General features: G+C 56.0%; 23 protein-coding genes. 11 read left to right on the top strand and 12 right to left on the bottom strand.

The window, feature by feature from the left end:
* The first annotated feature begins 145 nt into the window (after nucleotides 1-145).
* Nucleotides 146-592 (top strand): fluoride efflux transporter FluC, encoded by a 447-nt coding sequence (locus tag ACR0NM_RS09750; RefSeq protein ID WP_480614385.1) that lies wholly within the window; start codon nucleotides 146-148, stop codon nucleotides 590-592.
* The gene (gene crcB, locus ACR0NM_RS09745) at nucleotides 589-951 is read left to right on the top strand and encodes a fluoride efflux transporter CrcB (protein WP_170407821.1); all 363 of its coding nucleotides are present in this window, start codon (nucleotides 589-591) and stop codon (nucleotides 949-951) included. Before ACR0NM_RS09750 ends, crcB begins: the two co-directional genes overlap by 4 nt.
* Here the strand turns inward: crcB and ACR0NM_RS09740 are convergent.
* The 6 genes from ACR0NM_RS09740 to ACR0NM_RS09715 are packed head-to-tail and all read right to left on the bottom strand — an operon-like array spanning nucleotide 948 to nucleotide 7,472.
* Nucleotides 948-2,465 (bottom strand): DHA2 family efflux MFS transporter permease subunit, encoded by a 1,518-nt coding sequence (locus tag ACR0NM_RS09740; RefSeq protein ID WP_480586262.1) that lies wholly within the window; start codon nucleotides 2,463-2,465, stop codon nucleotides 948-950. The two genes, crcB and ACR0NM_RS09740, sit on opposite strands and share 4 nt — an antisense overlap.
* Nucleotides 2,462-3,439, bottom strand: coding sequence for an HlyD family secretion protein (locus ACR0NM_RS09735; RefSeq protein ID WP_170407817.1), 978 nt, complete (start codon nucleotides 3,437-3,439; stop codon nucleotides 2,462-2,464). The genes ACR0NM_RS09740 and ACR0NM_RS09735 overlap by 4 nt, the downstream gene beginning before the upstream one ends.
* A 35-nt stretch (nucleotides 3,440-3,474) precedes the next feature.
* Nucleotides 3,475-3,801, bottom strand: coding sequence for a cytochrome o ubiquinol oxidase subunit IV (locus tag ACR0NM_RS09730; RefSeq protein ID WP_255612219.1), 327 nt, complete (start codon nucleotides 3,799-3,801; stop codon nucleotides 3,475-3,477).
* Nucleotides 3,794-4,426, bottom strand: coding sequence for a cytochrome c oxidase subunit 3 (locus ACR0NM_RS09725; protein ID WP_480614382.1), 633 nt, complete (start codon nucleotides 4,424-4,426; stop codon nucleotides 3,794-3,796). The genes ACR0NM_RS09730 and ACR0NM_RS09725 overlap by 8 nt, the downstream gene beginning before the upstream one ends.
* Nucleotides 4,423-6,513 carry a cbb3-type cytochrome c oxidase subunit I gene (locus tag ACR0NM_RS09720; protein WP_170511943.1) on the bottom strand — a complete coding sequence of 697 codons (2,091 nt, stop codon included), beginning with the start codon at nucleotides 6,511-6,513 and terminating at the stop codon, nucleotides 4,423-4,425. The genes ACR0NM_RS09725 and ACR0NM_RS09720 overlap by 4 nt, the downstream gene beginning before the upstream one ends.
* The gene (locus ACR0NM_RS09715) at nucleotides 6,510-7,472 is read right to left on the bottom strand and encodes a cytochrome ubiquinol oxidase subunit II (protein ID WP_480614379.1); all 963 of its coding nucleotides are present in this window, start codon (nucleotides 7,470-7,472) and stop codon (nucleotides 6,510-6,512) included. The genes ACR0NM_RS09720 and ACR0NM_RS09715 overlap by 4 nt, the downstream gene beginning before the upstream one ends.
* Nucleotides 7,473-7,603: 131 nt before the next feature.
* On the opposite strand from ACR0NM_RS09715, the gene ACR0NM_RS09710 reads away from it, so the two are divergent.
* The 8 genes from ACR0NM_RS09710 (at nucleotide 7,604) to ACR0NM_RS09675 (ending at nucleotide 18,497) form a co-directional block, all read left to right on the top strand.
* Nucleotides 7,604-8,839: a lytic murein transglycosylase gene (locus tag ACR0NM_RS09710; protein ID WP_170735894.1), complete on the top strand. Its 1,236-nt coding sequence runs from the start codon at nucleotides 7,604-7,606 to the stop codon at nucleotides 8,837-8,839.
* Between the two features lie 391 nt (nucleotides 8,840-9,230).
* On the top strand, nucleotides 9,231-10,859 hold the full coding sequence (locus ACR0NM_RS09705) for a peptide ABC transporter substrate-binding protein (RefSeq protein WP_170407804.1): 1,629 nt from the start codon (nucleotides 9,231-9,233) through the stop codon (nucleotides 10,857-10,859).
* Between the two features lie 66 nt (nucleotides 10,860-10,925).
* Nucleotides 10,926-11,849, top strand: coding sequence for an oligopeptide ABC transporter permease OppB (oppB, locus tag ACR0NM_RS09700; RefSeq protein ID WP_170422826.1), 924 nt, complete (start codon nucleotides 10,926-10,928; stop codon nucleotides 11,847-11,849).
* Nucleotides 11,850-11,859: 10 nt separating this feature from the next.
* Nucleotides 11,860-12,789 (top strand): ABC transporter permease subunit, encoded by a 930-nt coding sequence (locus tag ACR0NM_RS09695; RefSeq protein WP_170407802.1) that lies wholly within the window; start codon nucleotides 11,860-11,862, stop codon nucleotides 12,787-12,789.
* 1 nt (nucleotide 12,790) lies between these two features.
* The gene (locus tag ACR0NM_RS09690; RefSeq protein WP_480614376.1) at nucleotides 12,791-14,596 is read left to right on the top strand and encodes an ABC transporter ATP-binding protein; all 1,806 of its coding nucleotides are present in this window, start codon (nucleotides 12,791-12,793) and stop codon (nucleotides 14,594-14,596) included.
* A 242-nt stretch (nucleotides 14,597-14,838) separates the two neighbouring features.
* Entirely contained in the window at nucleotides 14,839-15,732 is an 894-nt protein-coding gene (galU, locus tag ACR0NM_RS09685) for a UTP--glucose-1-phosphate uridylyltransferase GalU (protein ID WP_170407796.1), read from the top strand.
* Nucleotides 15,733-15,809: 77 nt separating this feature from the next.
* Nucleotides 15,810-17,240, top strand: a complete 1,431-nt coding sequence (locus ACR0NM_RS09680; RefSeq protein ID WP_170818456.1) for a mannose-1-phosphate guanylyltransferase/mannose-6-phosphate isomerase — start codon at nucleotides 15,810-15,812, stop codon at nucleotides 17,238-17,240.
* A 180-nt stretch (nucleotides 17,241-17,420) separates the two neighbouring features.
* A complete protein-coding gene (locus tag ACR0NM_RS09675) occupies nucleotides 17,421-18,497 on the top strand; it encodes a DUF2793 domain-containing protein (protein WP_170394471.1) in 1,077 nt (358 codons plus the stop codon).
* A 171-nt stretch (nucleotides 18,498-18,668) separates the two neighbouring features.
* On the opposite strand, the gene ACR0NM_RS09670 is transcribed toward ACR0NM_RS09675, so the two are convergent.
* The 3 genes from ACR0NM_RS09670 to ACR0NM_RS09660 are packed head-to-tail and all read right to left on the bottom strand — an operon-like array spanning nucleotide 18,669 to nucleotide 21,066.
* Nucleotides 18,669-19,748, bottom strand: a complete 1,080-nt coding sequence (locus ACR0NM_RS09670) for a helix-turn-helix domain-containing protein (RefSeq protein ID WP_480614373.1) — start codon at nucleotides 19,746-19,748, stop codon at nucleotides 18,669-18,671.
* A gap of 59 nt (nucleotides 19,749-19,807) precedes the next feature.
* A complete protein-coding gene (locus ACR0NM_RS09665; protein ID WP_170394465.1) occupies nucleotides 19,808-20,545 on the bottom strand; it encodes a hypothetical protein in 738 nt (245 codons plus the stop codon).
* A complete protein-coding gene (locus tag ACR0NM_RS09660) occupies nucleotides 20,542-21,066 on the bottom strand; it encodes an RNA polymerase sigma factor (RefSeq protein WP_255612221.1) in 525 nt (174 codons plus the stop codon). The genes ACR0NM_RS09665 and ACR0NM_RS09660 overlap by 4 nt, the downstream gene beginning before the upstream one ends.
* A 98-nt stretch (nucleotides 21,067-21,164) precedes the next feature.
* Between ACR0NM_RS09660 and ACR0NM_RS09655 the strand changes: the two genes are divergently transcribed.
* Complete coding sequence (locus ACR0NM_RS09655) at nucleotides 21,165-21,746, top strand: YceI family protein (RefSeq protein ID WP_480614370.1); 582 nt, start codon at nucleotides 21,165-21,167, stop codon at nucleotides 21,744-21,746.
* 37 nt (nucleotides 21,747-21,783) lie between these two features.
* Here ACR0NM_RS09655 and ACR0NM_RS09650 read toward each other — a convergent pair whose 3' ends face one another.
* The 3 genes from ACR0NM_RS09650 to ACR0NM_RS09640 all read right to left on the bottom strand — a co-directional run bounded on the left by ACR0NM_RS09650 (nucleotide 21,784) and on the right by ACR0NM_RS09640 (nucleotide 24,719).
* Nucleotides 21,784-22,806 carry a trans-3-hydroxy-L-proline dehydratase gene (locus ACR0NM_RS09650; RefSeq protein ID WP_170394456.1) on the bottom strand — a complete coding sequence of 341 codons (1,023 nt, stop codon included), beginning with the start codon at nucleotides 22,804-22,806 and terminating at the stop codon, nucleotides 21,784-21,786.
* 63 nt (nucleotides 22,807-22,869) lie between these two features.
* The gene (locus ACR0NM_RS09645; RefSeq protein ID WP_480614367.1) at nucleotides 22,870-23,928 is read right to left on the bottom strand and encodes an ABC transporter ATP-binding protein; all 1,059 of its coding nucleotides are present in this window, start codon (nucleotides 23,926-23,928) and stop codon (nucleotides 22,870-22,872) included.
* Entirely contained in the window at nucleotides 23,925-24,719 is a 795-nt protein-coding gene (locus tag ACR0NM_RS09640) for an IclR family transcriptional regulator (RefSeq protein ID WP_170394450.1), read from the bottom strand. The genes ACR0NM_RS09645 and ACR0NM_RS09640 overlap by 4 nt, the downstream gene beginning before the upstream one ends.
* Between the last annotated feature and the right edge of the window lie 132 nt (nucleotides 24,720-24,851).

Below are 24,851 nucleotides of genomic sequence, written 5' to 3'. Positions count from 1 at the left end.
TGACCTTGAATGGACATTGGGTCCATGACCCTGCTCTTCATCCAGAACGTGGAACAAATTGACCTGTTTGCGCAAGCCCTTGCCAATCAAACAAAGATAACGGTTGGGTTAGCGAGGCCGGTTGAACCAAGCAAAAGCAGTCTGTATGCAAAATGAAACGCTGGTCAGAGCAGGATCAACCGCAGTGTCGAAAACAGCGCCTGCATTCGGGCATCGCGCCCTGATGTATACAGCCGTCTTTGTGGGGGGTGCTGCAGGGTCGTTGCTGCGCGAGCTATTTTCGCTGGAGATCCCCGGCGCTCCGTTCCTAACCGCGACTTTCGGCATCAATGTTGCGGCCTGTTTCGTTCTAGGTTGGCTCTATGCCATTCGAAATCGTGTCCACGCCCACGTCCTGCATCTAGGGGCCGTTGGATTATGCGGTGGGCTATCGACGTTTTCCTCATTCGTTGCCGAGCTGGAAAGACTGGCAGAAACCCAGAATTGGTTTGTGGTTATCGCCGTAAGCGCGGAGATCGCATTTGGTCTTACGGCGGCGGTTCTTGGGGAAGCGCTGGGTCGGCGGCATCATTCCCGGGAAACATCGGAATGACGACCTTGTATCTGCATGCCATGTTCGCATTGGGCGGAGGATTGGGGGCTGTACTGCGGCATTGGCTGGCGCTTCGGGTGACGCATGATCTGCCGTACTCGACCCTGATCGTGAATGTTCTGGGCAGCCTTCTGCTGGGTCTATGGATTGGTTATCTGGGTGGCTCTGCGGAAATGGGCGAAGAGGAAAAACGCCTTGTATTCGGGTTTTGCGGCGGCTTCACCACATTCTCAAGCTTCGCCTATCAATCGCTGCAATTGCACCGTGAACGGACGATCGTATTTGCCGCCGGTAACATCGCTCTCAGCCTCGTCTTGTGCTGGTTCGCGCTATGGCTGGGCCTTGTTCTGACGCGCTAGTGAACGGGTGCTGCAGCCCTTTGGTCGGGCCTGGGCGCGCGGCAGAAGAACAACAGTGGGATCGTGGCCAACGCCAGCAGTCCAAGATTGTTGAATACTGTAAGGTACGAGATCATCTCGGCCTGCCGTGCGATCTCTTGCCCCAGAATGGCGGCGCCCTGAGCGCTATCGGGTGTTAGCCCCAGCGGCGCAAGATAAGCCTGTGCAGCAGGATTGTAGGGTGTCACATTCTGGCTGAGCACTGCCGTATTGGTTTGCAGGCCTCGCACGACCCAAGTCCCCACCAATGAAATACCTACCGAAGAGCCAAGCTGCCTGGTGACGTTGAATAAGCCCGAGGCCTCATCCTGCCTTGATTTACTGATGCTCTCGAATGCCAGAATAGACATCGGCACAAACACCAGCCCCATCCCCAGACCACTGACAAAGCCCGGCCAAGCCAGTTGCCAGAAACCGGCGTCGAGGTTGAGCGTGCCCAACATGAAATTCCCCAGTGCTGTCAACAGCATCCCCAACCCGGCTAAAACTCGTGGATCAAACCGGGTGACCAGTACGGCCCCGGTCAGCACCATCGATGCACCTGCGGCGATCCCGCGCGGTATGAACAAATGACCGGATTCGATCACGGGGTAATCGAGCAGGCTTTGCACAAAGGTTGGCAGTATGGCGATCCCGCCAAACAATGAGATCGCGAACCCCGCTATCACTAGGTTGCACAGGGCAAAGTTGCGATCCGCAAAAAGGCGCAAATCAACGACAGAATGCCGGGATGTCAGAGAATGGACGATGAACCCCATTGCCCCAAGAACCGAAGCGATCAACGCCAGCTGTATCATCCTCGATGACAGCCAGTCCTTGGTCTCACCTTGGTCAAGAATGAATTGAAGGCATCCAATGCCAAGTGCCAGCAGCGCCAGGCCTTTCCAGTCGATGCGCACCTCTTCGGTTTTGTCGTCCGGCAACTCGCCCGCCAAAAGCAGCAGGGCCATGGCAGCGACCGGAAGGTTGACGAAAAACACCATTCGCCACGAAAAATACTCAGTCAGGACTGCACCTACAGTTGGGCCCAACACCGGTGCGACCACCACGCCCAAGCCAAAGACCGCCATGGCCTGTCCCCGTTTTTCACGCGGAAAGGCGTCAAACAGGATGGACTGCGATAACGGGATCAGGAACGCGCCGAACATCCCCTGCGCCAGGCGGAACGCGACGATAGTCTGAAGACTCCATGACAGGCCGCACATGACAGACATTGTGGCAAAACCCGTGACCGCAGTCAGGATCAGCCTGCGCCGCCCGACCCGACGCGCGACAAACCCGGTCAGCGGCATGACCACAACGGCTGAGACGATATAGCTGGTTAAGATCCATGTCGCCTGATCGGTTGTGGCCCCAAAAGCCGCCTGAATATGCGGCAACGCAACATTGACGATGGTACTGTCCAGAACTTCGAGAATTGCACTGAGCACGACGGCCACGACAATCACGCGATTGATATGGCCGGCATCAGTCATTGGCTGGTTCCGGTTGTATCCACCGTAACTTTGCTGCTGCCTCCTACACGTAGCGGAGCATCAGTTGGATCAAGCTCAATCCGCACCGGGAAACGTCGAGTGACCTTGACCCAGTTGCCGCTGGAGTTTTCGGACGGCAACAACGAAAACGTATCGCCCGAGCCTCGACCGATCGACGCAACCTTGCCGGTCAGGGTCGTGTCTGGAAGCATATCCACCTGCACTGTGACCGGCTGACCGGGTCGGATGCGTGGCAGTGATGTTTCCTTGAAATTTGCATCGACCCACCAGTCAGACGACTCGACAATGGAAAATTGCGGCGCATTGGCCGAGACAGACGACCCTGGCCGCAGCGTCAGATTTGCGATCCAGCCATCGGCCGCGGCATAGACCTTGGTCCAGACAAGATCGGCCTGCGCGATTTCCAACGCAGCCTGCGAGGACAACACATTGTCCTGCCGGGCCGCGAGGCCACTTTGCAACGCGGAAAGCTCGGACCGGCTGGTGGTCAACCGGGCCGAAGCCTGTGCGAATTCGGATGTAGTTTGGTCCAGCGAGGCCTGCGCGAGGTCCCCGTCCGAAAACAAAGCTCGGGCGCGTTCAAGATTGCTCTGAGCGGTTTCGTAGAAAGAGTTGGCGCTTTCGACAGCGGCCTGTGCAGCAGTGATCTGGTTCGAGAAGGAGTCAGCCTGCTGAATGGCACTGTCCAGATTAGCTTTGGCCTGATCGACCGAGGCTTGGAACTGTGTCGGATCAATCGAGAACAGCAAATCGCCTGCATTGACCGGCTGGTTTTCGACCACTGCAACGTCTGAAACCTGCCCGGTCACCTGTGCGGCCACATAGATGATATTCGCGCCGATATAGGCGTCTTTTGTTGACGGATACCGCTCTTCATGCCGCCAGAAAAGGAACAATCCAACAGCAATCGTGACCAGGATCCCAGCGGCGGCAATTGCCTTGAATGACTTCATAAGCAGCTTCCTTTTCGGTGCCTAATCGAGCGACCTCACATCACCTGCATATGCATGCGCATGGCCAGATTGCCCAGAATCCAAACTGTCCCGCCGATGATAATCAGCAGAACAAGTGTCGAGAACAGAACCAGGTCCAGATCTTCTCGGCTGCTGCGGCGGCGGTCGATGTGTAGAAAATAGATCAGTTGAACAACCAGTTGTGCCAACCCCAGAAGGCCGATGGTCATATAGACGCCTGGTGTTTCAATACCGAAATGATAGGCGATCACAAATACCACCAGCGTGAGCAGCAGTGACCCACCATAGCCAATCACGTAACGCCGCCGTTCGCGGTGATGCATCTCGGATCGTTTATCCATAGGCCAGCCCTCCGAAATACACGATGGTTATTATGCCGATCCAGATAAGATCGAGGAAATGCCAGAATAGCGCCAACCGCACCATACGCGACATCAGCAGATCGGTCAGCCCGAACATACGCAGCTGAATACCCAGCACGATTAGCCACATACACCCGGCTGCAACATGCAAGCCGTGGAGCGGTACGAGACCATAGAAGGCCGACAAAAACCCGCTACGCTGTGGGATACCGCCTTGGGCTGCCATGTTCATGAAATCACGGATCTCCAAAACCAGAAAACTGAGCCCCAGCAGCAGTGTCACTCCGAACCACAGCACGATCCGTGCCCGAGGCAGGTTGTATTTCAGCGCTAACATCGCCAGCCCGACGGTCAAACTGCTGGTCAGCAGAATGAGAGTCTGGGCAAAGATGCTTTTCAGGTCGAACAGCTCATGCGGGCCCGGACCGCCGGCCTGCGCGTCTATCATGGTGATATAGATCGCGAACATCAGGCCGAAATAGACCAGATCGCTCATCAGGAAGACCCAGAAGCCGAAAGTGACGACCTCGGTCGCCTTGTGAGCGCTGGCGTGGTCCTCACCGAGGTTTATCCCCGGATAGCTGTGCTTGGGTGCGCGCCTCATATCACGGCCTCCATATCCGGGCGGGCGAGGCCGCGATTTTCCGGTGTACTTTCATGATCGCGATCCACAGCGGCGGTGCTGTGGACCAGCGCCAACCACGCCTCGTGTTCTTTGCGGACCTCTTCGGCGGGGATGATGACCTCGGTGCTGGTGTCGAAGCTCCAGATGATAATGGCGAGGATCATCGCGATGGTCATCAGTGCTGCCAGCCACCAGATCCACCAGACCAGAGAGAACATCCAGATGCCACTGAGCACGCAGAGGATAAACCCGATGCCGGTGTTGCGCGGCATCTCGATATCTTCGTAGGCCGCGGGTGCAGGATAGGCTTGTCCGCGCTCCTTAGCTGCAGCAAAGTCATCGCGGTCACTAACCTGAGGAATAATAGCGAAGTTGTAGGGTGGCGGCGGAGACGGGATCGACCATTCCAGCGTGCGCCCGTCCCAAGGATCACCGACCGGTGCGCGGGTCTGTTCTCGGTCGCGTATACTGACCCACAATTGGACCAGGATCGAAAGCAACCCGCAAGTAATCACCAGCGATCCTATGGCGGCGGTGATCATGTAGGGGTGAAAGCTGGGATCCTCCCAACTGAACGACCGGCGGGGCATGCCCATCAGACCAACGAAGTAGAGCGGCATGAAGGTCAGCAGAAACCCAACCGTCCAGCAGAAAACCGAAACGCGGCCCCAGAACTCGTTTAGACGGAACCCAAAGGCCTTGGGGAACCAGTAGTTATAGCCGGCGAGCAACCCGAACAGCACACCGGGTAGCAACGCGTTGTGGAAATGAGCAACCAGAAACAGCGTATTATGGACCTGATAGTCGACGGTTGGATTGGCAAGAACCACCCCGCTGAGGCCGCCGATGACGAACAACATCAAGAACGCTAGGCCATAAAGCATCGGAACCGAGAATCGAATGCGCCCACGGTACAGAGTCGCCATCCAGTCATAGACCTTTACCCCGGTCGGAATGGCGATCAGCATCGTGGCAATCCCGAACACCGCGTTGATCAGAGCGCTTTGCCCCATGGTGAAGAAATGATGCAACCAAACCGTGAAGGACATGACCGCAATCGACATTGTTGCGATGACCAGTGAGTTGTAACCATAGAGACGCTTGGCCGAAAAGGTGGCAAAGACCTCGGAATAGATACCATATGCAGGCAGGACCAACAGGTAGACCTCGGGGTGGCCAAACAGCCAGAACAGGTTGGCATAGTTCATCATGTTGCCGCCAAGGTCATTGGTGAAGAAGTGGAAATCGAGATATCGGTCAGCGGCCAGCAACAATGCAGCTACGCCAAGGGGGGGCATGGCAAAGATGATCAGAATCGAGCTGCAGATTATCGTCCAGCAATACATGGGCAACCGCATGAACTTCATCCCCGGCGCACGCAGCTTGTAGATCGTGACGGCAAAGTTGATGCCAGTCAGTGTTGTGCCCACGCCAGAGACCACGATGGCCCAAATCCAGTAATCCGGCCCAACGCCGGGATTAAAAGCTGCTCCGGTATAGGGTGGATACGCGGTCCAGCCACCGGTCGAGAACTCTCCGACCACCAGCGAGACCATCAGCATCAGCCCGGCCGAGACGGTTAAGCCAAGCCCGATCTGGTTCATCACCGGGAAGGCCACGTCGCGCGCGCCTATCATGAGCGGAATTATGTAATTAGCGACGCCAAAGACAAAAGGTACCGCGACGAAGAACACCATTATGGTGCCATGAGTGCTGAACAGTTCCGCGAAATGCTCGGGTTCCAGGAATCCGTCCCCCGGTCCCGCCGCCTGTTGGGCCCGCATCACCACGCCTTCCAGGACGCCCCGCGCTAGCATGACGATGGCGAAGACAATGTACATGACGCCGATCTTCTTGTGATCAGCGCTGGTCAGCCAATCGCGCCAGAGCGGACCCCACAACCGGAACCACGTCAGGATGCCAATCACTACCACTACGCCCACGATCACAATAGCAGCAGCAGCGTTTGCAATGATCTCATTTGCGCCAGGATTCTGGATCAGTCCAGCGATGGGAAATGCATCCCAGCTCAGGCGACCGAAGAAACCGGTCTCGGCATTTGTCATTGGCTTGCCTCCTGCCCGTATTCAGCCGTTCCGGGTTGCTGATCCAACTGCAGAGGCTCTCCGCTGTGATAACGACGCAGGATCGAATGGAACAGGTCGCCCTCTTCCAGCGTGAAATAAAGCGCATTCAGCGGCATGAGTTCGGTGCCCAATGCCGCCTGTACCTCATCCCGATCCGTACGCATCGCCAACGTCCGATAGGTGCTTTCGGTCAACGGTATGCCATGCGCTTTAACACTGGCGACCCATGCCTGAAAATCCTCGGGCTGCATCGCTTGCGCCAGGAATTTCTGCTTTGTGAATCCTCGGCCATTATACTGTGTGTTCTCGCCTTGCATCGTCTCAGGCGAGTCTGCCACCAGGTGTAGCCGAGTCGTCATCCCCGGCATGGCATAGATTTGCCCTGCCAGCGCCGGGATCATGAACGACTGCATCACCGTGTCTGTGGTCAGCGTCATCGCAACTTGCTGTTTGATCGGTATGCCCAGTTCTCCCACCGTTGCGATGCCATGATCTGGATAGATGAACAGCCATTTCCAATCGAGACCAACCACCTGCACATTTAGGGCGGGCCCTTCCCCAAACGGGGCCGAATAAGGGTCAAGACGATGTGTCGCTTTCCAGAGATAGAAGGACAGGATCATCACGATCACCACCGGGACGCCCCACATCAGAAATTCTAGCTTCGCCGAAAAATCCCAATGCGGAGTGTAGGCTGCGCTTCCTCCTTTCCGTCGCCGATAGCGAATGGCGATCAGCGGCACCAGAACCAGAACCGGAATCACCGCGATCAGGATCAGGGCCGTCGCACGCAAAAGATGGGTCTTTTGCACCGCCGCGATCGGGCCTTGAGGGTCCATGAAGCTATCGCTCGCCCCGGCTGTCTGTGCCGTCGACATCAGAGCAACAAGCGTCACCAAGGCGGGCACAGCGACTGAAGACATCCGGGAAAAGGTCAAGCCTGATGATCCTCTTGCGGCGGGGTTCCCGGCAACTATCGGCAGAGTCACAGATTTTCTCAAGGACTTTTGCAAAATTGCCCGAACACCCCGATGTTGACATAAAGTCATGCGCACGCGAGACCGGTCATATGCGTTTGGTTCTTGCTCTCCTCTCCCTGCTTTGTCTTGCGGCCCCTTCGGCCGCGCAGGATCGCGCTGCGGTTGAGCGTCAGTTTCAGAGCTGGCTGCAACAGACCATATGGCCTCAGGCAAAAGCCAAGGGCGTTTCGAAACGCACATTCCAAAGTGCCTTTGACGGGGTAACACTAAACTGGGACCTTCCTGACCTGGTTCCGCCGGGCAGCTCTAAAAAGACACCCAAGCAACAACGGCAGGCCGAGTTCGGCTCACCTGGTCGTTATTTCAATGCCGGATCAGTCCAGGGTGCCACCTCCGTCGGTCGCAAGATGGCTAAGCGCCACGCGGACACGCTATCACGTGTCGAGACAGAAACCGGCGTACCCGCCCGTATCATACTGGCCATCTGGGGCCGCGAAAGCGGATACGGACAAGTCCCTATCCGCCATAATGCGTTTCAGGTGCTGGGCACCAAAGGGTTCATGAGCACACGGGCAGAGTATTTCACGGCTGAACTGATTGCTGCGCTACAGATCGCTGAATCCGGTCACGGCCAAGGCCACGCACTGAAAAGCAGTTGGGCGGGTGCCTTGGGGCAGCCTCAGTTTATGCCCACAAATTTTCTGACTTACGCGCGCGATGGCGATGGGGATGGCCGAACTGATATCTGGGGCTCAGCCTCGGACACGATTGCATCGATCGGCGCGTATCTTGACGAGCACGGATGGGTGACAGGCCGCGACTGGGGGTTCGAAGTTATCCTACCTACGACCGTTTCTTGCGCGTTGGAGGGCCCTGATCAGGGGCGGTTGATCCGCGATTGGGTCGCCATGGGCGTAAATCGCGTTTCCGGCAAACCTTTTCCGGCACATGAACTTGATGCCGAGGGCTATCTTATGATGCCTGCCGGTCGTAGCGGTCCGGCCTTTATCGTAACGCCCAATTTCTATGTCCTCAAAGACTATAACACCAGCGACCTTTATGCGCTGTTTGTGGGACATGTCGGTGATCGCATCCAATACGGAGTTGGCGATTTTCGGGGTCGTTGGGGCGATGTCGGCAATCTCTATCGTTCAGATGTCGCCAGCATGCAGCAGGTGCTTGTTCAACAGGGTCATGACGTCGGTGGCGTCGATGGCCTGCCCGGATACAAAACCCGACGCTCGATCGGGCGCTGGCAAGAGGCTTCTGGAAGCACACCAACCTGCTTCCCCGATGCCTCATTGAAGGCCGTTCTGAAGCCGTAGCAGCGTACTGATTCGCCATTTACGAGCATCACTGCGAACACATTCACCCACGGTGATATGTTGAGCTTCACGAAAATGTCACTGCCACGAAGCGTTTCAAAATAAAATTTTAACACCTCCGCCGGCTGCGGTTCTAATCAGCCTTTGTGGTCTTCACCCACCGCAAAACCCTTTACCTTTGCTTCAAAACTGACAGGTTCATGGGCAGTGAAAGATAGCTTTCGCATTCGGATCTCCGACATTGCCTGATGCATGAATGCCGAAATTATCGATCTTGGCACGATCTAGATCAAGGTAAAGTCCAGACAATTGCCGGAGACAAAATGGCAGACAAGCGCCCACCGCGAATGCGGTTTGGACGTTCGAAACCATACAAAATGGGAGTAAACACATGAACAAAATAATCAGAACCTCTTTGGCAGGACTGTTGTCCTCGACCATCATTACCGGTGCTGCAATTGCTGCCGGTACACATCCCGAAACCGGAGAAGCCCTGGCCGACGATCAGACCTTCACCTATCGGATTCTCGATGAACACAGCTCGGTCGACCCGCAAGTCGTAGAAGATGTGTCGGGTGCAGAAATTGTTCGCGATCTGTTTGAAGGCCTGATGAATCAGGATGAGGACGGTAACCTGGTTCCTGGTGTCGCCACCGAATTCTCGGTCAACGATACCAAGGACGTTTACACCTTTACCCTGCGCGATGAAGCGAAGTGGTCGAATGGTGATCCGGTGACCGCAGGTGACTTTGTGTATGCCTGGAAGCGCGCCGTCGATCCCGAACTGTCGTCGCCCTATGCGTGGTTCATGGAACTGATGTCGATCGAAAACGCTGCCGAGATCATCGCGGGCGAAAAACCGGTAGATGAGTTGGGTGTCAAAGCCATCGACGACAAAACGCTGGAAGTCCGCCTGAGCGCCCCCCTTCCCTATTTCCCGCAGATGACCACACATTCGACAACCTTCCCGGCACCGCAGAAAGTGATCGAAGAATTTGGTGACGCCTGGACCAAACCGGAAAACATCGTCTCGAACGGCGCATATGTTCTGACCGAGCACCTGCCGCAAGAACGCTCGGTACGTGAACGCAACACCGCCTATTGGGACAACGATAACACCATCATCGACAAGGTCGTGGCGCTGGTCATCAATGATGAAAACGTCGCCCTGACCCGCTATTTGGCTGGCGAACTGGACCGCACCGAAATTCCAGCCGGCCAGTACCCACGTCTGAAGGAAGAGCACCCCGTAGAAGCCATCAGCTTCCCACGCCTGTGCAACTATTATTACACCTTCAATCTGTCTGATGGTGGCCCCGAGGCTTTCAAGGACCCGAACGTCCGCCAAGCCCTGTCACTGGCCGTTGATCGTGCGATCATCACCGAAAAAGTGATGGCAGGCGGTCAGCCCGAAGCCTACACCTTCGCCCCCGAAGCAACCGCAGGCTTCACCGTCCCGGCCGTTGAAATGGCATCCATGTCCCAAGCCGAACGCGACGAGTTGGCGAAGGAGCTGCTAGCAGAAGCAGGTTATGGGCCTGACAACCCTCTGAGCTTCCAGATGGTTTATAACACCGCGGAAAACCACAAGAAGGTCGCCGTTGCGCTGAGCCAGATGTGGAAGCAAAAGCTTGGCGTGAACGCCGAACTGGCAAATATGGAGTGGAAAGTCTTCCTCGAGGAGCGCGGCAACCAAAACTTTGAGCTGGCACGTGGTGCTTGGTGCGGAGACTACAACGAGGCGTCGACCTTCCTGGACCTGCTGCAGTCGGACTCGGGCTATAATGACGGCAAATATGCCAACGCGCGCGTTGATGAGCTGCTGGCCGAGGCCAAAACCTCGGACGATCCGGCTCCGCTTTACACCGAAGTTGAACGCATCATCGCCCAAGAAACGCCTGTGATCCCGATCTATCACTACGCAGGCGTCTATATGATGGACAGCGATGTAGGCAACTGGCCGGTGAACAACGTCGAGCAGAACTGGTACTCGAAGAACCTCTACAAGCTCGCTGAATAATCGTCTTTGAACCACGCCCTGCCCCGGAGACATCCGGGGCAGGGCCAATAAACACGGGGGCATGAAATGCTTGCCTACAGTTTAAAGCGGCTGCTGGTCGCTATTCCGACGATCCTGTTATTGATCGTCGCCTGCTTTTTCCTCATGCACATCGCGCCTGGCGGGCCATTCACCTCGGAACGGCCATTGCCGCCGCAGGTTCTGGCCAATATCGAGGCGCGTTATGGATTGGACCAACCGCTGTGGAAACAGCTTTGGGACTATCTGTACAACATCGTGGTGCATTTTGATTTCGGACCGTCCTTCAAATTCAAGGATCGGGATGTGAACGACATCATCGCGCAGGGTTTCCCGATTTCGCTGACCTATGGTTCGTTGTCTTTCCTTGTTGCAACTTCCGTTGGCGTCGCGCTGGGAATTGCCGCTGCAATCAAACACAATAGCTGGATTGACTACTTTGCGGTGGGTCTGGGTATCGCCGCTCAGGCGCTTCCTAACTTCATCATGGGGCCGATCCTGATCCTGACCTTTACCCTGTGGTTGGGGTGGCTGCCGGGTGGCGGCTGGCATGGCGGTCAATGGCAGTATCTGGTGATGCCGGTGATTGCGTTGGCGACCTCCTACATGGGCTCAATCGCAAGGATTACGCGGTCATCGATGCTGGAGGTTCTGAACTCGAACTTCATTCGAACTGCACGGGCCAAGGGATTGCCGACAAGAACCGTGATCTGGCGCCATGCGCTTAAGCCGACATTGCTTCCCGTTGTCTCGTACCTCGGGCCGGTTTTTGTCTACGTTCTGACCGGTTCGGTTTTTGTCGACATCTATTTCTCAACCGGTGGTCTGGGGCAGGCCTATGTCGGCTCGGCTTTGTCTCGCGACTATGCTGTGCTGCTAGGGGTCACCATTCTTTACGGCGCGTTGACCGTGGTTGTGAACCTTCTGACCGACCTGGCTTATGCCTGGTTCGATCCAAAAATCCGATACTGAGGGGCAGGCAATGCTTGGAAAATCACAAAAAGCCGCCCATCTGGCCGAGGAAATCACTGATTACACGGTCATTCAGGGGCGCTCGCTTTGGCAGGACGCACGGATACGTTTTGTCCGCAACAAGGCCGCAATGGCCAGCGTTTTCATTTTGGGTCTGATCGTGTTGTTCACGATTGTTGGGCCTTACTTCGCGGTCTGGAACAATGAAGAGATCGATTGGAACGTCATGGGGGACGTGCGCGGCATGGGGATGCCATCCATCGAAACCGGACACTATTTCGGCGTCGATGATCTGGGGCGCGACCTATACAGCCGTGTCATTCAGGCCACCACCACATCGCTGCTGGTCGGTTTGATCGGGGCCGCGACCGCTCTGATCGTCGGCACCTGCTATGGCATCACCGCTGGATATATTGGCGGGCGCACCGACAGTGCCATGATGCGGTTCGTGGACATCCTGCTTGCAATTCCGGCAACACTGATCATCATTTTGCTGCTTGTCGTGGCGGGACGATCCTTTTTCATGCTGTTCATCGCCTTGGGCGCTGTTGGTTGGCTGACGATGGCACGGATTGTTCGTGGGCAAACCCTGACCCTCAAGAACCGCGAGTTTATCGAAGCCGCGCGCGCCGCCGGTGTCAGCGAATTTACCATCATGTACCGTCACATTCTGCCCAACCTGTTGGGCGTTGTGATCGTGTACGCTTCGTTACTGGTGCCCGAGATGATCCTGACGGAAAGCTTCATCTCGTTCCTCGGCCTCGGAATCTCAGAACCCTACACATCGTTGGGCCGCCTGATCGCCGAAGGGGCTGGCACCATGGCGTATGGTACGCTCTGGCAGCTGATGTTCCCACTTACTTTTTATGTCGCCATCATCATCACCATGTTTTTCATCGGTGACGGGCTGCGCGACGCTCTGGACCCGAAGGATCGCTGATATGAGTCTGTTTTCCGTGAAGGACCTGAGCGTCCGATTTGATACACCCGACGGCGTGGTTGAAGCTGTAAAGGGCATCAGTTTCGACATTAATCCCGGCGAATGTCTGGGCATCGTCGGCGAAAGTGGCTCGGGCAAAAGCCAGACGTTCATGGCAGCGATGGGGCTGTTGCCCTCCGCTGGCCATGCGTCTGGTGCTGCTTTGCTGAATGGTCAGGAAATCCTGAATCTGCCCGTCAACAAAATCAACAAGATCCGTGGCTCAGACGTCGGCATGATCTTTCAGGATCCGCTGACCGCGCTGACCCCACATCTGCGAGTCGGCCAGCAAATGCGCGAGGTGCTACAGGTTCACGAAGGTTTGCAAGGCTCGGCTGCCCGCCAACGTTGCCTTGACTGGCTGAATCGCGTTCGCATCCCTGAAGCGAAACGGCGGCTGGATCAATATCCACATGAATTATCTGGTGGCATGCGTCAGCGTGTGATGATCGCCATGTCGATGCTGTGTAATCCCAAACTTTTGATCGCGGATGAGCCGACTACTGCGTTGGATGTGACCGTTCAGGCCGACATTTTGGACCTGATGGTACGGTTGCAAAAGGATGAAGGTACGGCCATAGCTCTGATCACCCATGACATGGGCGTTGTTGCGCGCATGTGCGACAATATTCAAGTCATGCGTATGGGTGAGTTTGTGGAGGCCGGTGACACGCGCGAAGTCTTTCGTTCTCCTCAGCATGATTATACCCGAACGCTACTTGAGGCTATGCCGCGAATTGATGCGGGCGATGCTCCGAAAGCACTTACGCAGACGGGAGAACCGCTACTGAAAGTGGATGACGTCAAGGTTCATTTCCCCATCCATGTCTCGGGAGGTCTTTTTGGGCACAAGGTACCGCTGAAAGCCGTTGATGGCGTGAGTTTCGACATCCGAAAGGGCGAGACCCTAGGTGTTGTTGGAGAATCCGGCTGTGGCAAATCCACGCTGGCCCGGGCTGTGCTGCAACTGATCGAACCCAGCGCGGGCAATGTCAGCTGGCTGGGGCATCCGATCGTCGGGCTGAAACGGGCCGAGTTGAACAAGTACCGCAAGGACCTGCAGATCGTGTTTCAGGACCCGCTGGCGAGCCTTGATCCACGGATGACGATCTCGGCCTCGATCGCAGAACCGCTGAAAACCTATCGCCCGGATCTGACCGAGCGGGAACGCAAAGAGCTGGTCGCAGAGATGATGGAGCGTGTTGGCTTGAAGGCCAACATGATCAACCGGTATCCGCACGAGCTGTCCGGGGGGCAAAACCAGCGTGTTGGAATCGCGCGTGCCATGATCAACAAACCAAAACTGATTATCTGTGACGAGGCAGTTTCTGCGCTGGATGTGTCCATTCAAGCCCAGATCGTAGGATTGTTGCGTGAACTGCAACAAGAGTTTGGCCTATCGATGATCTTCATCAGCCACGATTTGTCTGTGGTACGCGCGGTTTCGAACCGGATCATGGTTCTATATCTGGGCCGCATCGTTGAATTGGGCGATGGTGAAGTGATCTGTTCCGAACCGAAACATCCTTACACTCAGTCCCTGATTTCGGCGGTTCCGATCCCTGATCCGGATGTCGAGCGCAGCCGCCAAAGGCTTAAACTACCGGGAGAATTGCCTTCTCCCATGGATCCGAAAGCAGCTTTGCGCTTTTTGCCCAGCAGATTGTCTATGGGTGAGACCGACTATGTACCTCAACTCAGTGAGATTGCCCCGGATCATTTCGTCGCCGAACACGATCCGCTTGAGGTGATTATGGCCAATGCATAATCTTACGCGCCCCGATCTAAGGGGCGCGTTTTAAACTTCATAGAACAAGTGATTAGTGGATTGGTTCGGTGATCCCGCTTTCGGTCGTGTTTCGTTTTGACTCTGCCCTTAAGTTAATGGCAGATTCCAGCGAACCCGTAGCAGACCAGCCGGGTGTGATTGATTGGTAGGGTTTTAGTTTATATGTGGGGGCTCCGGCATCACCGAGAGTCGTCGGCAATATATAGAATTAGTGAGGTAATATGGTACGCAAAGTCACCAAGGCGATATTTCCCGTAGCGGGAATGGGCACTCGGTTTCTTCCGGCGACAAAGTCGGTGCCAAAGGAAATCATGACATTGGTTGATCGTCCGCTGGTCCAATATGCCATCGACGAAGCGCGTGCGGCCGGGATCACTGAATTCATCTTCGTGACATCGCGCGGAAAATCAGCACTTGAGGACTATTTCGATCACAATCTCGTGCTGGAGCAGGACCTCAAGTCTAAGGGCAAAGACGAACTGCTTGAAGTCTTGAACGCAACCAATATGGAAAGCGGAGCAATTGCCTATATCCGTCAACACAAGGCTTTGGGATTGGGGCATGCGGTCTGGTGCGCCCGTCGACTGATCGGGGATGAACCCTTTGCCGTGATGCTGCCCGACGATGTGATTGCCGCCGACAAACCCTGCCTACAGCAGATGGTCGAAGCCTATGAGGAAACCGGCGGCAACATGGTCGCCGCGATGGAAGTTCCCAACGAAAAAACCAGCTCCTACGGTATTCTGGATACCGGCCAGAATGTTGGAACGGTTGTCCGTGCCAAAGGAATGGTTGAAAAACCGAAACCCGAGGACGCGCCATCCAATCTAGCGGTGATCGGTCGTTACATCTTGGGTCCTTCGGTTCTGTACAATCTGAACCAGAAAAAGAAGGGAAGTGGCGGCGAAATCCAACTGACCGACGCAATTGCTGAGGATATTGGCAATGGTGTTCCTGTTTTTGGCTACAAGTTTGACGGACAGCGGTTCGATTGTGGTTCAAAGGCTGGCTTTCTGCAGGCAACGGTCTCGTTCGCATTGGCTCGCGATGATCTGCGCGACGACCTAAACCAATATCTGCATGAAGTCGTGGCCTCTGATCGGGCCGCGCAGTAGGCCTAGTTGTGTCAGCTATTCCGATTTCAATTCAATAGTTTAAGATAAAAGGTTCAGAAGGGGCAGGCACCGTGAGCATGGTCTATCCTGTAATTTTATGTGGCGGATCCGGCACTCGGCTTTGGCCGTTGTCGCGTAAAAGCTACCCCAAACAGTTTGTTCCGCTGATTGGTGAAACCAGCCTGCTGCAGCAATGTGCCGAGCGGTTGAAAGGCCCGACCGACGCGCCTTACGCCAAACCTCTGATCCTGACCAACGAGGCTTTCCGCTTTGTTGTCCCTGAACAATTGATGGCCATCGGAGTCGATCCGGGTCCGATCTTGATCGAACCCGAAGGACGCAATACTGCACCTGCAGTGCTGGCCGCTGCTCTGCACCTTTCATCCATTGATCCCGACGGGATGATGCTGGTAGCCGCGTCGGATCACGTTATTCCAGACAGTGCGGCCTTTCACGAGGCCGTCACCGAAGGTGTCCGAACAATAGCCGAGCGTGGAGATCTGGTGACATTTGGGATCACACCCGACCGACCCGAAACCGGGTATGGCTACCTTAAGCTCGCCCAAGCACCGGACTCGTCAGGCGCTTCTGTGCAACTTGACCGGTTCGTTGAAAAACCCGATCTTGAAAACGCCAAGGCAATGGTGGCTGAAGGGAGTTATCTTTGGAACTCGGGCATCTTTTTGTTCGCAGTCCGAGATATTCTTGAGGCGTTCGACCAGCATGCACATGATCTAATTGCGCCCGTTCAGAAGGCGGTTGAGCATGCGCAGTGTGATCTGGGCTTCCTGCGGTTAGATCCCGAGGCCTGGGCGACGGCTCAGGACATCTCTATCGACTATGCGGTTATGGAGAAGGCCGACAATCTCAGCGTTGTCCCTTATGCCGCCGGGTGGTCAGACGTGGGCAGCTGGTCTGCCGTACAAGAGCTTAGCAACCCCGATACGGACGGCGTTGCAACTGCCGGCGAAGTGACCGCCATAGATTGTCGCAACGTGCTGGTGCGTTCTGAATCGCCCGCGCAAGAAGTTGTTGCAATGGGGTTAGAGAACGTAATCACCGTGGCTATGCCTGACGCGGTTTTGGTCGCCAGCATGGACCGGGCGCAAGACGTCAAGCAGGCCGTCGCAGCATTGAAGGCAAAAGGCGCCAAGCAGGCGGAAGCATTGCCCGTTGATCATCGCCCTTGGGGATGGTTCGAAAGCCTCGTCATCGGCGATCGGTTTCAGGTCAAACGCATTCACGTCCATCCCGGCGCTTCGCTGAGCTTGCAATCGCATCACCATCGGTCCGAGCATTGGATTGTCGTGGAAGGCACCGCCGAGGTGACTATTGACGACAAGGTACAGCTCGTGTCTGAGAATGAATCCGTCTATGTGCCGCTCGGGGCCGTGCACCGGATGGTAAACCCAGGCAAAGTGCCAATGGTTCTTATCGAGGTGCAGACCGGGACCTATTTGGGTGAAGATGACATTATTCGCTACGAAGATGTCTACGCGCGTGACTGAGATCTGATTTCAAGAACTGATCCAAGTTTGGGGCATCTGCAAGGCAGATGTCTCCATATATCTGAGACCAAATCTTAAAAATTCGAAACCTGGGAGTTCGGCTGGGTCAGGCGGGATTTACGCACATCACGGCAGTGTGGCGCGCAATCATCATCGGACCGACACCACAGGAGGATGCCCATGCCACAGAACTCTCCCCGTCTAAATCTGCCCTATCTGCAACCCGCGCAGGCCCAAAAACATGTGACCCATAACGAAGCGCTGCGTGCGCTAGATCTGGTGGTGCAGCTAAGCGTTGCGTCCGTTAACGCGACGATCCCACCAGCTGCTCCTGATCAGGGTGAAACCTATGCATTGGGCACGTCTCCGACCGCGGCATGGTCCGGACAGGATGGAAAACTGGCGGCTTGGTTGGACAACGGGTGGCATTTCTTGACGCCCGGCATGGGCTGGCGGGCTTGGGATCAAAATGCAGGGCTGTTGAAAGTCTGGGACGGGTCGGCGTGGATCGACCCGCCGGTCAATACACAGAACCTTTCCGGGATCGGCATCGCAACCGGATCAGACAGCACAAACCGTCTGGCCGTACGTAGCCCTGCCACCTTGTTGACGCATGAGGGCGCTGGCCACCAACTCAAGATCAACAAGGCTGGTGCCGGTGATACTGCCTCGCTGCTGTTTCAATCGAACTGGACCGGCCATGCCGAAATGGGCCTATCCGGCGATACAAATTTTTCAATCAAGGTCTCGCAGGATGGCGGAAGCTGGGTCGATGCTTTGCGGTTTGACGCCACAACCGGAACAGCCAGCGGAGCGGCTGTGCAAAGCAGCGCCGATGACACCACCTCGGGTCGCCTGATGCGGGCAGATTTCGGGTACGGACCGGGCAATGTGCTGGGCACCGTATCCGAAAGCAGCGGTGTACCCAGCGGAGCGGTGATCGAGAGGGGCAGCAATGCAAATGGTGACTACACGCGCTTTGCTGACGGAACCCAGATTTGCACCGCCGTTCTAAGTGCGGTGGCCTGCACGACCGCAACTGGTAGTATGTTCGCCAGCGGTACCGCCAATTGGGATTTCCCTATTGCCTTTGCTGACAGCAGTTCTCCCGCTCTCAGCGGGAACGGCGGCGGTATTGGCCGATTTATGGGGTTTGACGCACCTTCAGAAACTCAAGCGACGTATCAGGTGATGGCTCCATCCTTGGACGCTACCAGTATAGCGCCAACAGTGATCGCAGTCGGACGTTGGTACTGAATAAAGACCGTTCGGGCCATCGCCCGGACGGTTATCGTTCTTGCAAATTGGTTTCTGACCGATCCAGACAACACGCAAAGATCTGTCTTATCCTGTACCAAGATCGATACCAGGAACCCAGCTAACAACCCAATCATTTCACTCTTTGTGAAAGCGACAGATCAATGCCAGTTACAAGGCCGCCGTCCATACGCGATATCGACCCTGCCCGGTTACTTCACGGATCAGCCCCCTATCGCTGAATTTGTCCAGATTTCGCTGTGCCGCTGCACGCGAGGCATGGGTCAGTTCTTCGGCCAGCGGGGCGGAAACCATCGGCCAAGCCGTTAATGCATCAATCAGCACGGGTGGGGTTCGACCGCTTAGGTCCGAAATGGCGTCGCGGGCGCGCTCTTCCCAAGCGCTGATCCGGTCCAAATGCAGCAAAGCCGCAAGTGAGGCCTGGCCTGCCCCCTGAATCCAGGCCGAAAGTTTCTCGTCCAACGATCCTGCCCCCCGCAATGCACCTGGGCCCGACAGAGAAAGCGGCATGAACAATGCGCCACCTCGACCCATCGCGGCGGCATGGCGGGCCGCGATGACCGCGGCCTCGGTATCTTGTCCGATGCCAGGAGACAACGCGCGCCACGCGTGAAATCCGATGGCGGCCTGGGTAACCGGGTGCAAATCGGCGACATTTCGCATGGTTTCCGCCAGATCAATCACTGCTTCGGGTGTATCTTCGAAACCTTGGGCCTGACGGTCTAGAAAAGCGGTCAGCCCCGCATCCCAGCCGCCCTCTGATGGCGCAGCACCCGACGACAGCCGCCTCACTGCCCATCCCGCCCGATACAAAGCCTGCACATCATCACCGGTTGCTCCGATCCGCAAACCGGTCCAAAGCGCAAGGCGGTCGACGCTGATCCGGTCGCCCGTCCACCAGCCCAGATCCGAGACCTCCATCAGGGCCAGACGGTGACCCCACCCCTTGGGACCCGCGCGCAAACGTTCATCCAGAGCTCCAAATGTGACGGCCAGATCGGCAAGTTCAGCCGATAACTCGGATTGGGCCGCACGCCAGTCCCTTGGGTCAAACAGCAAACGCTGGTCCGGTCTCGGTACAGAGGGCAGAAATTCTCCCGGGTCTTCTTCGCCGTCGGGCGGAAGGAACCACAAATCGTCGTCTTCCGGCGGATCGGCGTCATAGATGCTGCGCGGCCCTTCTTCCAAGGCCTCATCATCCGGGTCCGGTATCTGAGGGTTCGGCTTCATGTCGGGTATTCTTCGGGCATTTACCGCGGTTCACAAGTGGTTTTGCGGATTCTTGTCGCTCAGCCTGAGAACGCCTCGGTCAAAACACTTAGTTCTCCACTCAGGTCTGTTTGCGCATCTCCACCCAACAGCATATAGCCGTAGCCATCATTCGCCCATGTCGCTGTCGCAAGACCACTGAGCACCGCAAGGTTCACATCCTTGACCGGTGCTCCCGCGCCTTGCCGGATCACACAAAACGCCACCGGATTGCCCTGGGCGTCAGCAAAGACCACCTGCACCAAAGGTTTACCTTTGAACGACAGTACCTGAGCACGTTTCAGATCAAGGCCCGGCAGAGTTTCCAACACGTCCCGGTTCAGTGAACGACCCAACTGAGCCTCGGCCTGAACAAACTGCGCGTCCAGCGTTTGCTGAGAATTGTCCAGATCGGCAATCGTGTCCGGTGAATAAAGCGATTGATAGATCGCAGCCTGCTCCGCCCAGCCCAATGCCGGTGGTCGCGTGGCCCAGAATGTTGCAGACGCAGCAATAACAGCAACTGAGGCTGCGACCGCCAGCAAACGGAGCGGTCCGGCATTGGACTGTTGAGCGCTTGGTATGGGCAGATCGATCGAAGGCGCCTCAGTTGGAATGCCTTCAAAAGCCTGCTGCACAACCTGGGCAAATGGGTCGAGCGCCATGAGACGGTGTTCGAGTGCAGAATCCTCGGCCACCGCGTCTTCGATGGCGCGGGCTTCGGCCTCATCGAGGCTGCCTTCCAGATAGGCCAGAAGTGTTTCGTCGGAAAACTTCATTTGCCACTCCGTTGCACGGTGTCAGCCGCATCGTGCTGCATAACAGTTTTCAGTTTCTGCCGGGCATTGGAAAGCCGGCTCATGATTGTGCCGATGGGTACGTCCAGCATATCCGCAGCTTCGCGGTAGCTGTAGCCTTCGACAAACACAAGCATCACCGTTTCACGTTGCGCCTCTGGCAGCTGCATCACTTGAGTAAACACCTGAGCGGCGAAAATATTCGTTTCTGAATCAGGCCCTGTCGCGACTAATTCCGCCTCGGGCGTGACTGAAAGCGCCTGCGCCTTTCTTACGGATCGCGCCCGTATCTCGTTCAGCCAGATTGAACGGCAGATCGTCATCAGCCAACTGTCCAGCCGTTCATACGAGGTGACCTGGTGGTGCTTCTCCAACGCACGCAATGCCGTCGCCTGCAACAGATCATCCGCAACGTCCGACGCACCCGACAAAGCCAGCCCAAACCGCCAGACCCGTTTCGAGTGGGTCTGGATTGCGCCGCGCACGGCTTGTTCGGTGCTCATCTCAACACTCATCGAATAAAACGCGACCTGTGTGTGTTTGCTTTGACATGGGACCGGGCCCGCTTGGTCAGAACTGTCATAGATCCTGGAGGAAAGAAATGAAACTTCTGTTCAAAACAATCACGATTGCGTCGGCTATTATTGCAGGCCCGAGTCTGGCTGCAGATTGGACACTAAACCCGGATGCGTCTCATCTGGCTTATGGAACGGTCAAGATCGATGATGTTGGAGAGGTCAATTCTTTCACCAACCTTTCGGGTCATGTCAGCGAAGATGGCAAGGTTAATATCGATATCGATCTGTCGTCGGTCGAAACGAATATCGACATCCGTAACGAAAGGATGATCGAGTATGTGTTTCGCAAGGCCGCGACCGCGACATTGAGCGCGAATATTGATATGGACCAAGTGTCGAAGCTGGATGTGGGGGCCAGTAACACGATTGAGGTGGATGCGAAGCTGGCTCTGGCGGGGACCGAGGTGGAATTCTACACCGATATGTTTATCCTGCGTGTGGCCGAAGATACCGTCATGGTTTCAACCAACGACATGGTGTTCATCAGCACCGAGGATGCGGGCGTTTCGGCAGGCGTAGACAAGCTGATGGAGTTGGCACAACTACCCAGCATCACCCGCACCGTACCGGTGACCGCACGATTGATGTTCAGTCTCGAAGGCTGAAACCTAAGAAAAGTACGGGGTCGAATTTGGCCCCGGCTTATGCCCCCCAAGTGTCGCTTAGGCGATAGCCGCCAGGCCATGGGTCATCGGGGTCCAGCATGTGCTGGTGCGTACCCGTAATCCAGCCTCGCCCCGAGATTTCCGGGGTGATCGCCACGCGGCCGTTCAGATCATGCCGCTCTACGATACGGCAGCGAAATTCACTGTTGATGACTGAACGCGCGTGGTAGCGATCGGTCATCGTCATTTCTCCCTTGGCCAGCAAAACCGCCATCCGGGCTGAAGCACCGGTGCCACAAGGTGAACGATCCAGCTTACCCGGTTTGATGGCGACAGTATTACGTCCGATGAGAATATCGCCCTGACGATCGAGCGGGCCTGCAATCTGGCAGAACGAAATGTGGCTCCAGTCTTTAGTAGGGTGATCGAAGCCAAGCTGCTCATTGGCGGCATCGGTGATACGCGCGCCAGTCCTTGCAAGATCAGCTCCTTCATCAGGGGTAAGCTCGAAACCCAAATCGGCGGCATCGACAATTGCAAAACTGTCGCCACCAAACGCGGTATCCACGCGCAACGTCCCGATGCCCTCAACCTCGATCCGAGCATCCAGCTTGTCGACGAAACTTGGCACATTATGCACAAAGATACGTTCGGCCTTGCCATTGCGGCATTCGGCGCGGACGCGGATCAACCCTCCTGGGGCTTCCAATGTCAGATGGGTTTCAGGCTCGTGCATCGGAAGAATGCCACTGTCCAACAGAACCGTTGAGACACAAATCGAGTTGGAGCCTGACATCGGTGGCGTGTCTTCCGGTTCCATTATGATGAACGCTGCATCGGCCTCGGGGTTTTTTGGTGGAACCAACAGATTCACATGGCGAAAGACACCGCCGCGAGGTTCATTCAGCATGAAATCCCGCAATGTCTGGTCTTCAGCGATAAAGGTCCTTTGGTCCCATACCGTCTCTCCCGGAGGCGGAGCGACGCCGCCGACGATAACGTCGCCCACTTCGCCTTCAGCATGGGCCGAGATTACATGGATGGTTTTGGAACTGCGCATTGAGCCTCCTGAAAGCCGATGGATAATGCGCAGTCATGCAAAACAGATCCGGTCTGGCAAGCCTTATCGCAGCCGCTGACCCGACTCTGGATCAAACAGCATCGCACGCTCAGGACGAACCGAAAGCCCGATGCGGTCACCGGTCGTACTGCGTTGGTCTTCCCGTTCTTCCACAATCAGCTTATCGCCATTTGGCGTCAGCAGATAAGAATATGAAACACCACCGAGCGCTTCGGTCAGATCAACTGTGCAGGTGTCACCGTTTCGATCCACCTGAATATGCTCGGGGCGAATACCCAATGTTACTTTCGTCGCTCCTTTGGGAACGCTCTCGGTGACCGGGACATCATCAGTAAGTGCTGGGTGCCGCACCATGCCGTCCACGACATCGCACTCAAGGAAGTTCATTGCAGGAGACCCGATGAAACCCGCCACGAACTTATTGTCGGGGTCGCGATACAGGTCCATAGGGGCTCCCACTTGCTCAATCCGACCGTCGCGCAATACCACAATCTTGTCGGCCATGGTCATCGCCTCGACCTGATCGTGCGTAACGTAGATCATCGTCGCGCCGATTTCCTGATGAAGCCGCGCAATTTCAACCCGCATTTCCACGCGAAGTTCTGCATCCAGATTCGAGAGCGGTTCGTCGAACAGGAACACCTCGGGGCCGCGCACAATGGCACGCCCGATCGCGACCCGCTGACGCTGACCGCCGGACAACGCTTTGGGTTTGCGTTTCAGATATTGGTCGAGCTTCAGAATATTTGACGCTTCCTGAACCTTCTGATCGATCTCGGCCTTGGCAACACCGTTCATCCGCAGACCAAATCCCATGTTCTCGGCCACGGTCATATGGGGATAGAGCGCATAGGTTTGAAAAACCATCGCCACTCCGCGTTTGGCCGGATCCACATGCGTGACTTCACGTGCGCCGATATGGATTTCCCCGTCCGAGGTTTCTTCCAAACCCGCGATCATCCTCAACAGCGTCGACTTACCGCAGCCCGAGGGGCCCACGAACACGCAAAACTCACCATCTTCAATCTGCAGATCAATCCCGTGAATGACCTGCGTCTGGCCATACCGTTTGATCGCGCCTTTCAGGGTTACACCTGTCATGTTGCTTGCATCCTATTCTGTTGGCCCTCGGGGAACCGCCACGCCTGTGCTTCTGTGCCGATCTGTTCAGCGACGCGCCGGACGCGCGGCACCCAAGATTGCAATTGCTCGAAATCCATTCGCCCAGTCGATCCTGTCACCGAAAGGGCCCCCAACATGCGGCCCCCGTTAGTCAGAATCGGGCAGGCAATGCAGATGATGCCGGGCTCATGCTCTTCATCATCAACTGCGTAACCACGGCTGCGGATCTTAACGAGATCAGCCCGCAATGCCTTTTCCGAGGCCAAGGTCTTGTCAGTGAACCGATGAAAGCTTTGTTGCGAGATCGTCTTTTCCAACTGTGCCTCGTCCAAATAGGCCATCATCGCTTTGCCAACGCCTGTGCAATAGGCCGGGCCGACCTTGCCGGCCTCAGAATACATCTCAATTGGTCGTTGCGCGTTGCGCTTATCCACATAAAGCACCTGCCCGGAATCAAGTTGCGCCAAGTGCACGGTCTCCCCTGTCTCGGCGCTGAGAGCGTCCAGGAAAGGCCGCGCAATTGGAGCTAATGAGCTATGCGTCCATGCCGAATGCGCCAGTCGCACCAATCGCATACCTGGCGAATAAGTCTGCCGTTCCGGTTCGTAATGCAGCATGCCCTGATTGGTTAGCGACTGCAGAAAACGGTATAGCGTCGCCTTGGGAAATTCACTGCGTTCCAGCAATTCCCCGAACCGCACCGGGCGTTCGAAGGCCGCGACCTGTTCCAGCACGTCACATGCTTTTCCTATTGTTCCGTCACCTGCCACGGGTGCCTGTTCTCCTCCACTTTCCCTCGGCTTTGGGCACGAGGGTCTTGACAAGAGTAGCCGAGTCGATGTGTAGTTTTCAATATATAAAACAAGGTTTCAATATTTGAGACCAATATGGAAGCTTAAGGG

The sequence above is a fragment of the Ruegeria sp. AF2 genome, assembly GCF_056542025.1.
This window is presented reverse-complemented; position numbering and strand designations above follow the sequence as displayed.

Excerpts from the sequence above, each read along its gene's own strand:
- ACR0NM_RS09750 (WP_480614385.1), top strand. The coding sequence starts at position 146 with ATGCAAAATGAAACGCTGGTCAGAGCAGGATCAACCGCAGTGTCGAAA.
- crcB (WP_170407821.1), top strand. The coding sequence starts at position 589 with ATGACGACCTTGTATCTGCATGCCATGTTCGCATTGGGCGGAGGATTG.
- ACR0NM_RS09740 (WP_480586262.1), bottom strand. The coding sequence starts at position 2,465 with ATGACTGATGCCGGCCATATCAATCGCGTGATTGTCGTGGCCGTCGTG.
- ACR0NM_RS09735 (WP_170407817.1), bottom strand. The coding sequence starts at position 3,439 with ATGAAGTCATTCAAGGCAATTGCCGCCGCTGGGATCCTGGTCACGATT.
- ACR0NM_RS09730 (WP_255612219.1), bottom strand. The coding sequence starts at position 3,801 with ATGGATAAACGATCCGAGATGCATCACCGCGAACGGCGGCGTTACGTG.
- ACR0NM_RS09725 (WP_480614382.1), bottom strand. The coding sequence starts at position 4,426 with ATGAGGCGCGCACCCAAGCACAGCTATCCGGGGATAAACCTCGGTGAG.
- ACR0NM_RS09720 (WP_170511943.1), bottom strand. The coding sequence starts at position 6,513 with ATGACAAATGCCGAGACCGGTTTCTTCGGTCGCCTGAGCTGGGATGCA.
- ACR0NM_RS09710 (WP_170735894.1), top strand. The coding sequence starts at position 7,604 with ATGCGTTTGGTTCTTGCTCTCCTCTCCCTGCTTTGTCTTGCGGCCCCT.
- ACR0NM_RS09705 (WP_170407804.1), top strand. The coding sequence starts at position 9,231 with ATGAACAAAATAATCAGAACCTCTTTGGCAGGACTGTTGTCCTCGACC.
- oppB (WP_170422826.1), top strand. The coding sequence starts at position 10,926 with ATGCTTGCCTACAGTTTAAAGCGGCTGCTGGTCGCTATTCCGACGATC.
- ACR0NM_RS09695 (WP_170407802.1), top strand. The coding sequence starts at position 11,860 with ATGCTTGGAAAATCACAAAAAGCCGCCCATCTGGCCGAGGAAATCACT.
- ACR0NM_RS09690 (WP_480614376.1), top strand. The coding sequence starts at position 12,791 with ATGAGTCTGTTTTCCGTGAAGGACCTGAGCGTCCGATTTGATACACCC.
- galU (WP_170407796.1), top strand. The coding sequence starts at position 14,839 with ATGGTACGCAAAGTCACCAAGGCGATATTTCCCGTAGCGGGAATGGGC.
- ACR0NM_RS09680 (WP_170818456.1), top strand. The coding sequence starts at position 15,810 with ATGGTCTATCCTGTAATTTTATGTGGCGGATCCGGCACTCGGCTTTGG.
- ACR0NM_RS09675 (WP_170394471.1), top strand. The coding sequence starts at position 17,421 with ATGCCACAGAACTCTCCCCGTCTAAATCTGCCCTATCTGCAACCCGCG.
- ACR0NM_RS09670 (WP_480614373.1), bottom strand. The coding sequence starts at position 19,748 with ATGAAGCCGAACCCTCAGATACCGGACCCGGATGATGAGGCCTTGGAA.
- ACR0NM_RS09665 (WP_170394465.1), bottom strand. The coding sequence starts at position 20,545 with ATGAAGTTTTCCGACGAAACACTTCTGGCCTATCTGGAAGGCAGCCTC.
- ACR0NM_RS09660 (WP_255612221.1), bottom strand. The coding sequence starts at position 21,066 with ATGAGCACCGAACAAGCCGTGCGCGGCGCAATCCAGACCCACTCGAAA.
- ACR0NM_RS09655 (WP_480614370.1), top strand. The coding sequence starts at position 21,165 with ATGAAACTTCTGTTCAAAACAATCACGATTGCGTCGGCTATTATTGCA.
- ACR0NM_RS09650 (WP_170394456.1), bottom strand. The coding sequence starts at position 22,806 with ATGCGCAGTTCCAAAACCATCCATGTAATCTCGGCCCATGCTGAAGGC.
- ACR0NM_RS09645 (WP_480614367.1), bottom strand. The coding sequence starts at position 23,928 with ATGACAGGTGTAACCCTGAAAGGCGCGATCAAACGGTATGGCCAGACG.